General features: G+C 64.9%; 7 protein-coding genes. 1 reads left to right on the plus strand and 6 read right to left on the minus strand.

What is annotated here, in order from left to right:
- On the plus strand, window positions 1-1,678 hold a 1,678-nt coding region (locus JYJ84_RS22990), incomplete at its 5' end, for an autotransporter outer membrane beta-barrel domain-containing protein (protein ID WP_205189500.1).
- A gap of 97 nt (window positions 1,679-1,775) precedes the next feature.
- Here the strand turns inward: JYJ84_RS22990 and JYJ84_RS22995 are convergent.
- The 6 genes from JYJ84_RS22995 to JYJ84_RS23020 form a co-directional block, all read right to left on the minus strand.
- Window positions 1,776-2,501 carry an amino acid ABC transporter ATP-binding protein gene (locus JYJ84_RS22995; RefSeq protein WP_011350949.1) on the minus strand — a complete coding sequence of 242 codons (726 nt, stop codon included), beginning with the start codon at window positions 2,499-2,501 and terminating at the stop codon, window positions 1,776-1,778.
- Window positions 2,498-3,175, minus strand: coding sequence for a glutamate/aspartate ABC transporter permease GltK (gene gltK, locus JYJ84_RS23000; RefSeq protein WP_122944477.1), 678 nt, complete (start codon window positions 3,173-3,175; stop codon window positions 2,498-2,500). Before gltK ends, JYJ84_RS22995 begins: the two co-directional genes overlap by 4 nt.
- A complete protein-coding gene (locus JYJ84_RS23005) occupies window positions 3,175-3,915 on the minus strand; it encodes an amino acid ABC transporter permease (protein ID WP_043191234.1) in 741 nt (246 codons plus the stop codon). The genes gltK and JYJ84_RS23005 overlap by 1 nt, the downstream gene beginning before the upstream one ends.
- Before the next feature lie 84 nt (window positions 3,916-3,999).
- Entirely contained in the window at window positions 4,000-4,893 is an 894-nt protein-coding gene (locus JYJ84_RS23010; RefSeq protein ID WP_164462529.1) for a glutamate/aspartate ABC transporter substrate-binding protein, read from the minus strand.
- Between the two features lie 217 nt (window positions 4,894-5,110).
- Window positions 5,111-6,397, minus strand: a complete 1,287-nt coding sequence (locus tag JYJ84_RS23015; RefSeq protein WP_011350945.1) for a Glu/Leu/Phe/Val dehydrogenase — start codon at window positions 6,395-6,397, stop codon at window positions 5,111-5,113.
- 267 nt (window positions 6,398-6,664) lie between these two features.
- Window positions 6,665-7,618, minus strand: a complete 954-nt coding sequence (locus JYJ84_RS23020) for a LysR substrate-binding domain-containing protein (RefSeq protein ID WP_046544936.1) — start codon at window positions 7,616-7,618, stop codon at window positions 6,665-6,667.
- Between the last annotated feature and the right edge of the window lie 19 nt (window positions 7,619-7,637).

Genomic DNA, 7,637 nt, shown 5'->3' on the forward strand with positions numbered 1-7,637 from the left:
GGTCGTGACGGCCGGCAACGGTACGCTGCTCGACCTGTCGAACGGCAGCCACGCCAGCTTCACCGCGTCGGCCGTGAACCTGACCGGCAACGTCGTCTCCGACGCATCGAGCATCGGCAACGTGTTGCTCGCGAACGGCACGACGCTGACCGGCACGATCGATCCGGTCGCATTGACCGTCGACAGCAGCAGCACGTGGCGCATGACGGGCAGCTCCGTGCTGAGCAGCCTGAACAACGCGGGCCTCGTCGCGTTCGCCGCACCGACCGGTTCGCCGACGGTCGCCGGCAGCTACAAGACGCTGACGACCGGCAGCTATGTCGGCAACGGCGGCACGATCGCGCTCAACACGTTCCTCGGCGCCGACGCATCGCCGACCGATCGGGTGATCGTGAACGGCGGCACCGCGAGCGGCACGACGGGCCTGAAGATCGCCAACACGGCCGGCACCGGTGCACAGACGAAGGGCGACGGGATTCCGGTGGTCGTCACGAGCAACGGCGGCACGACCACCGCATCGGCGTTCCAGCTCGCGGGGCCCGTGCAGGCGGGCGCGTACGAATACCGGCTCTATCGCGGCGGGCAAGGCGACGCGAACGGCTGGTACCTGCGCTCGCAGCTCGATCCGTCGGACCCCGGCGACCCGATCCACCCGTCCGGCGGCGGCGACGGCGGCAACAACGGGAATGGCACCGGTGGCACGCTCGCGTATCGCCCTGGTGTCTCGGGCTATGCGCTCACGCCGCTGCTCAACGCCGACTACGGCTTCTCCACACTGGGCAAGCTGCACGAGCGCGTCGGCGACATCTACAACCTCGAAAAGCAGCAGGCCGGCAATCGCGACGGCGTGTGGGGGCGCATCGGCGGCCAGAGTCTCGACGCGAACGCGGGCCGCTTCGCAGCCGACGAGCGCACGTTCTTCGCGCAGTTCGGCAAGGACTGGACGCTCGACCAGGCGCCGAACGGCGGCGGCAGCACGCACGCGGGCGTGACGGCCAGCATCGGCGTGTCGAACGCGAGCTTCAGCGACAGGGCACGCGCCGATGCGGCCAACCTGTCGACGTCGACGGGCTCGGTCGAGATGCATGCGCAGAGCGTCGGCGGCTACTGGACGAAGTACCTGTCCGACGGCACGTACTTCGACAGCGTCGGGCAGGTCACGCACTACGGCAACCGCTACCGCGACAGCTACGGCAACGAGGCGTCGCAGAACGGCTTCGGCATCGCACTGTCGCAGGAAGTCGGCAAGCCGTTCGCGATCGGCGCGCTGCCGGTCGCGGTCGAACCGCAGGCGCAGCTGATGTATCAGTACCTGAAGCTGAACGGGTTCAACGACAACGTCTCGGCGGTGTCGGGCACGACGACGAACGCGCTGCGCGGCCGCGTCGGCGTGCGCATCTTCCACCCGAACCTCCAGTCGGATTCGGGCGGCGGTGCCGCGACGCCGTACTTCACGGCCGACGTGCTGCACGACTTCCTGTCGCCGGGCCAGACCGTCGTCGGCGGCACGCCGTTCGCGACGCATCTCGGCCGCACGTGGTACGAGCTCGGCGTCGGCGTGACCGCGGGCTTCGGCAAGTCGGGCGAGCTGTATGCGAACGCGAAGATCGCGCGCAACATCGGCGGCGACTACCGGCGCGGCATCGTCGGGCAGGTCGGCTACCGCTACAGCTGGTAACGCACGACCTGCGGACAGCGGACGAAAAAAAACCGCCCGGCGCCTGGCCGGGCGGTTTTCGCATCGACGCACATGCAGCGCCGGCGCGCGCGAACGCTCAGTGCAGGATCTTCGCGAGGAAGTCCTTCGCGCGTTCCGATTTCGGATTCGAGAAGAAATCGTCCTTGCGGTCGTCCTCGACGATCGCGCCCTTGTCCATGAAGATCACGCGATGGGCGACCTTCTTCGCGAAGCCCATCTCGTGCGTGACGACCATCATCGTCATCCCTTCCTGCGCGAGTTCGACCATCACGTCGAGCACTTCGTTGATCATCTCGGGGTCGAGCGCGGACGTCGGCTCGTCGAACAGCATCGCGATCGGATCCATCGACAGCGCGCGCGCAATCGCGACACGCTGCTGCTGGCCGCCCGACAGCTGGCCCGGGAACTTGTGCGCATGCGCCTTCAGGCCGACTCGATCGAGCAGCTTCATGCCCTTCTCGTTCGCCTCGTCCTTGCCGCGGCCGAGCACCTTGACCTGCGCGAGCGTCAGGTTCTCGGTGATCGACAGGTGCGGGAACAGCTCGAAATGCTGGAACACCATCCCGACCTTCGAGCGCAGCTTCGACAGGTTCGTCTTCTTGTCGCCGACCGACTGGCCGTTCACGAGGATCTCGCCCTGCTGGAACGGCTCGAGGCCGTTCACGGTCTTGATCAGCGTCGACTTGCCCGAGCCCGACGGGCCGCACACGACGACCACTTCGCCTTTCTTGACCTCGGTCGTGCAGTCGGTGAGGACCTGAAACTGGCCGTACCACTTCGAAACGTTCTTGATGGAAATCATCTTGTGACCTTTTTCTGGAGACCCTTGACGAGAGCAGACGCCAACGAGCAAATCACGAAATAGCATGCGCCGGCGAACAGGACCATCTCGACGGTCGTGCCGTCGCGATCGCCAACGTTGGCCGCCGTGCGGAAGAAGTCCGCGAGACTGATCACGTACACGAGCGACGTATCCTGGAACAGGACGATCGCCTGCGTGAGCAGCAGCGGGATCATCGCGCGGAACGCCTGCGGCAGGATCACGAGGCGCATCGCTTGCGCGTAGTTCATGCCGAGCGCGAACGCGGCGTTCACCTGCCCGCGCGGCACCGCCTGGATGCCGGCGCGGATGATCTCGGAATAATACGCGGCTTCGAACAGCGAGAACGCGACCATCGCCGATGCGAGACGGATGTCGATCGTCGGCGACAACCCGAGCACGCCCTGCAGCAGCTGCGGCACGATCAGGAAGAACCACAGCAGCACCATCACGAGCGGGATCGAGCGGAACACCGTCACGTAGCCCTGCGCGAACCATGCGAGCGGCTTGACGCCCGACAGCCGCATCAGCGCCAGCAGCGTGCCCCAGACGATCCCGACCACGATCGCGATCAGCGTGATCTGCAACGTGACGATCGCCCCCGTCCACAGCGTCGGCAGCGCGCCGGGAATACTACTCCAGTCGAACTGATGCATCACTTGCCTCCGATATAGCCGGGCAGCCGCGTGCGGCCTTCGATCCAGCGCATGAACGCCATCACGACGAGGTTGATGATCACGTACGCGAGCGTGACCGCGATGAACGATTCATACGTCTGCGCGGTGTAGTCGACGAGCTGGCGCGCCTGCGCGGACAGGTCGAGCAGGCCGATGGTCGACGCGACGGCGGAGTTCTTGAAGATGTTCAGGAATTCCGACGTGAGCGGCGGCACGATGATCCGGTACGCAACCGGCAGCAGCACGTAGCGGTACGTCTGCCATTGCGTGAAACCCATCGCGAGGCCGGCGGCGCGCTGGCCCTTCGGCAGCGCGTTGATCCCGGAGCGCACCTGTTCGCACACGCGCGCGCCCGTGAACAGGCCGAGACAGATGATCGACGCGGTAAAGAACTGCGTGGTGGGCGGCAACTGCTTGATCCAGGTGCCGATCGACGCGGGCAGCAGTTCGGGTATCACGAGATACCAGACGAAGAACTGCACGATCAGCGGAATGTTCCGGAAGATCGACACGTACAGGGTGCCGATCGCGGACAGCCACTTGTTCGGCACGGTGCGCAGCACGCCGAACAGCGAACCGACGATCAGCGCGATGACCCAGGCGACGAGCGACACTTCGATCGTCACCCAGAAGCCGGACATCAGCCATCCGAAATAAGTCGTCGGCTCGCCGGTCGACACGGGGCTCAGGAAGATGCCCCAGTTCCAGTGGTAAGACATGGGCAAGACTCCAGCAAAAAGAGACGGAAGAAGCGGGGCCTCTTCCGTCTCATTAGCGTCATTTCTGCATCAACGGCCGTGCGGTCAGTCGAGCGCCTTGTCGTTCGGGTTCGCGTACAGCTTCTTCATCGAATCGGACAGCGGGAAGTTCAGGTTCAGCCCCTTCGGCGGGATCGGGTTCTCGAACCACTTCGCGTAGATCTTCGCGGCTTCGCCCGACTTCTCGACTTGCGAGATCGCGTCGTCGACGACCTTCTTGAAGTCCGCGTCGCCCTTGCGCATCATGCAGCCGTACGCTTCTTCCGATTGCGGCGTGCCGACGATCACCCAGTCGCCCGGCTTCTTCGCCTTCGCGCGCTCGCCCGCGAGCAGCGCGTCATCCATCATGAACGCGACCGCGCGGCCCGATTCCAGCGTATTGAACGAATCGCCGTGATCCTTCGCGCTGATGATGTTCATGCCCATCTGCTTTTCGTTGTTCATCTTGCGCAGCAGGCGCTCGGACGTCGTGCCGGCAGTGGTCACGACCGTCTTGCCCTTCAGGTCGGCGAAATCCTTGACGCCCGAATCGTTCTTCGTCATCAGGCGCGTGCCGATCACGAAGATCGTGTCGGAGAACGCGGCCTGCTGCTGGCGTTCGGCGTTGTTGGTCGTCGAGCCGCACTCGATGTCGACCGTGCCGTTCTGCACCAGCGGAATGCGGTTCTGCGACGTGACCGGGATGTTCTTCACCTGCAGGTTCGGCAGGTTCAGCTTCTTCTTCACCGCGTCGACCACCTTCAGCTGGAATTCGCGCGAATAGCCGACCACCTGCTGCTTTTCGTCATAGTAGGAGAACGGGATCGACGACTCGCGGTGCCCCAGCGCGATCACGCCCGTGTCCTTGATCTTCTTCAGCGTGCCCGTCTCCTGAGCATGCGCGCCGCTTGCGAACGCGCAGAGCGCCGCGACCATCAGGACTGCCTTGTGGTATTTCATTTTGGTCATCTCCTTGGCTAAACCCGCGCCAGTGTATCAAAGTAATATTTTTGAAAGTACTGTTGTTTACCGCACGTCGCAGCGCCTTCCGCGAAGCCTTCCTCCCGGCTCCGCGCGCCCCGAATGCGCGCGCGGGCGGTACCGGATCCGGTACCGCCCGCGAGGGTTCATCTCCGCAATCGGGTGGATTGCGTCATGAATTGATCATAGTCAACGATCAGGGGTAGAGGCCACGCATTTCGCGCGCCATCAGGATGCGCTTGCACGCAACGATGAACGCCGCCGTACGCACCGACACCTTGTGCTCTTCGGCGACTGCCCACACGCCGGAGAACGCTTCGCGCATCACGCGCTCGAGACGGTGGTTGATCTCGTCTTCCGTCCAGAAGAAGCTCGAGAAATCCTGCACCCACTCGAAGTACGACACGGTCACGCCACCCGCGTTCGCGATCACGTCCGGGATCACGAGCACGCCGTTCGCGGTCAGGATGTCGTCCGCCGCCGTCGTCGTCGGGCCGTTCGCGCCTTCGACGATGATCTTCGTGCGGATCTTCCCTGCGTTCTTCTCGGTGATCTGGTTTTCCAGTGCCGCCGGGATCAGGATGTCGGTTTCGACCGTCCAGAACTCGTCATTCGGCATCGGCTCCGCGCCTTCGAAGCCCGCGACGCCGCCCGTGCGTGCGACGTGGTCGAGCAGCTTGTTCGAATCGAGGCCGGCCGGCTGGTAGATCGTGCCCGTGTGATCCTGCACCGCGATCACCTTCGCACCCGCTTCCTGGAACAGCTTCGCCGCGATGCCGCCGACGTTGCCGAAGCCCTGCACCGCAATGCGTGCGCCTTCGATTTCCAGGCCCTTCTTCTTCGCCGCTTCGCTGCCGACGACGAACACGCCGCGGCCCGTTGCTTCCTTGCGGCCGAGCGAACCGCCGAGTGCGATCGGCTTGCCGGTCACGACGCCGGTCGACGTCTGGCCCTGGTTCATCGAGTACGTGTCCATCATCCACGCCATCACCTGTTCGTTGGTGTTGACGTCCGGCGCCGGAATGTCGGTGTTCGGGCCGATGATGATGCCGATTTCGCTGGTGTAGCGGCGCGTCACGCGCTCGAGCTCACCACGCGACAGCTTGCGCGGGTCGACACGGATACCGCCCTTCGCGCCGCCGTACGGCACGTTCACGGCCGCGTTCTTGACCGACATCCACGCGGACAGTGCCATCACTTCCGACAGCGTCACGTCCTGGTGGTAACGCACACCGCCCTTGCCCGGGCCGCGCGACACGTTGTGCTGCACGCGATAGCCTTCGAAGTGCGCGACGGTGCCGTTATCGAGCTCGATGGGGCAGTCGACGATCAGGATGCGCTTCGGGCGCTTCAGCGTTTCGAGCCAGCGCGACAGCGAGCCGAGGTACGGCGCGACGCGATCGACTTGCTGAAGATAGTTGCCCCACGGGCCGAGATCATCGGCGTGCAGGTAGGACGGGATGGACTGCAATTGCGAAGACATGGATGCTCCAACGGTCAACAGGTGCGCACATTGTCGAAAAACCCGTTTTTTTTATCCAATGCCGTTTGCTTATTCGATTATGCGTTTCTTGCATGATCGCGATTTTTCGCAAATCTGCGGTCGATTTGCGCAAGAACGCACGCGATCGATCGTGCATCGCGTGCGTGAAAAATCGTGTTTCCTGGATGCGTGACGGCCGCCGGACAGCCCGCCGACAGGTGCCGCAAGCTCGACGACAGCCGGCCGGCGACGGTTAACCGCCCACGGTTAACCCGCGGTTTCGCGCAGTTCGTCGCGCACGACGTCCCACAGCGCACGCACGAGCTTCTGCCGCGGATCGTCGCCCTGCAGCGCGAGCTTGTCGCAGTACAGGCGGATCTCCATCGTCAGCGTGAACGGGTGCGCGCCGCCGCGCACCGACCGGTCGAGCCGGATCAGGCGGCCGCCCGCGACCGCATCCTCGACCGCGCTGTGCGGCAGGAACGCAATGCCGTGGCCCGCGAGCGCCATCGCCTTCAGCCCTTCGGCCATGTCGGTTTCATAGACGCGATCGAGGAACAGCGGCGTCGTTGCATTCGCGACGATGACCTCCGTCATCCGGCCGAGATACGCGTTCGGCGTATACGACAGGTACGGCACGCGCGCGTCGGCCGTGCCGGGCAGCGTATAGCGCGGCCGCCCCGCGCGGCCCGGCGCCGAGAACGGGCTGATCGGCTCGCTGCCGAGGATCAGCATGTCGTAGCGTGCCGGGTCGAGCGCGACCGGATGGCTCGGGTGGTGATAGCCCATCACGAGATCGCAGCCGCCCTCGACGAGCGACAGCACCGCGTCGTGCACGTTCAGCGCGCGCAGCCGCGTGTGGACCTGGCCCATCTTCGCCTCGATCCGCTGCAGCCAGCGCGGGAAATACGTGAGCGACAGCGTGTGCGGCACCGCGAACTCGATCGTCGGCACCGGCGCACCGACGTGGCCGCGCAGCAGCGTGCGCGCCTCGTGCGCCTGCGACAGCATCGTCAGCGCCTGTTCGTAGAAGATCTGCCCGGCCTGCGTGAGCCGCGTCGGATAGACCGAACGATCGATCAGTTCGGTCGCGAGCCATGCCTCGAGCGCCTGGATGCGCCGCGAAAACGCCGGCTGCGACACGTGCCGCAGTTCGGCGGACCGGCTAAAGCTGCGCGTCTCCGCGAGCGAGACGAAGTCTTCGAGCCATTTCAGTTCCATGCAGGCGGGCGCGGCGGGC

Origin of the sequence: Burkholderia sp. LMG 13014, from assembly GCF_905232215.1 — a bacterium.
Classification (GTDB): Bacteria; Pseudomonadota; Gammaproteobacteria; order Burkholderiales; family Burkholderiaceae; genus Burkholderia.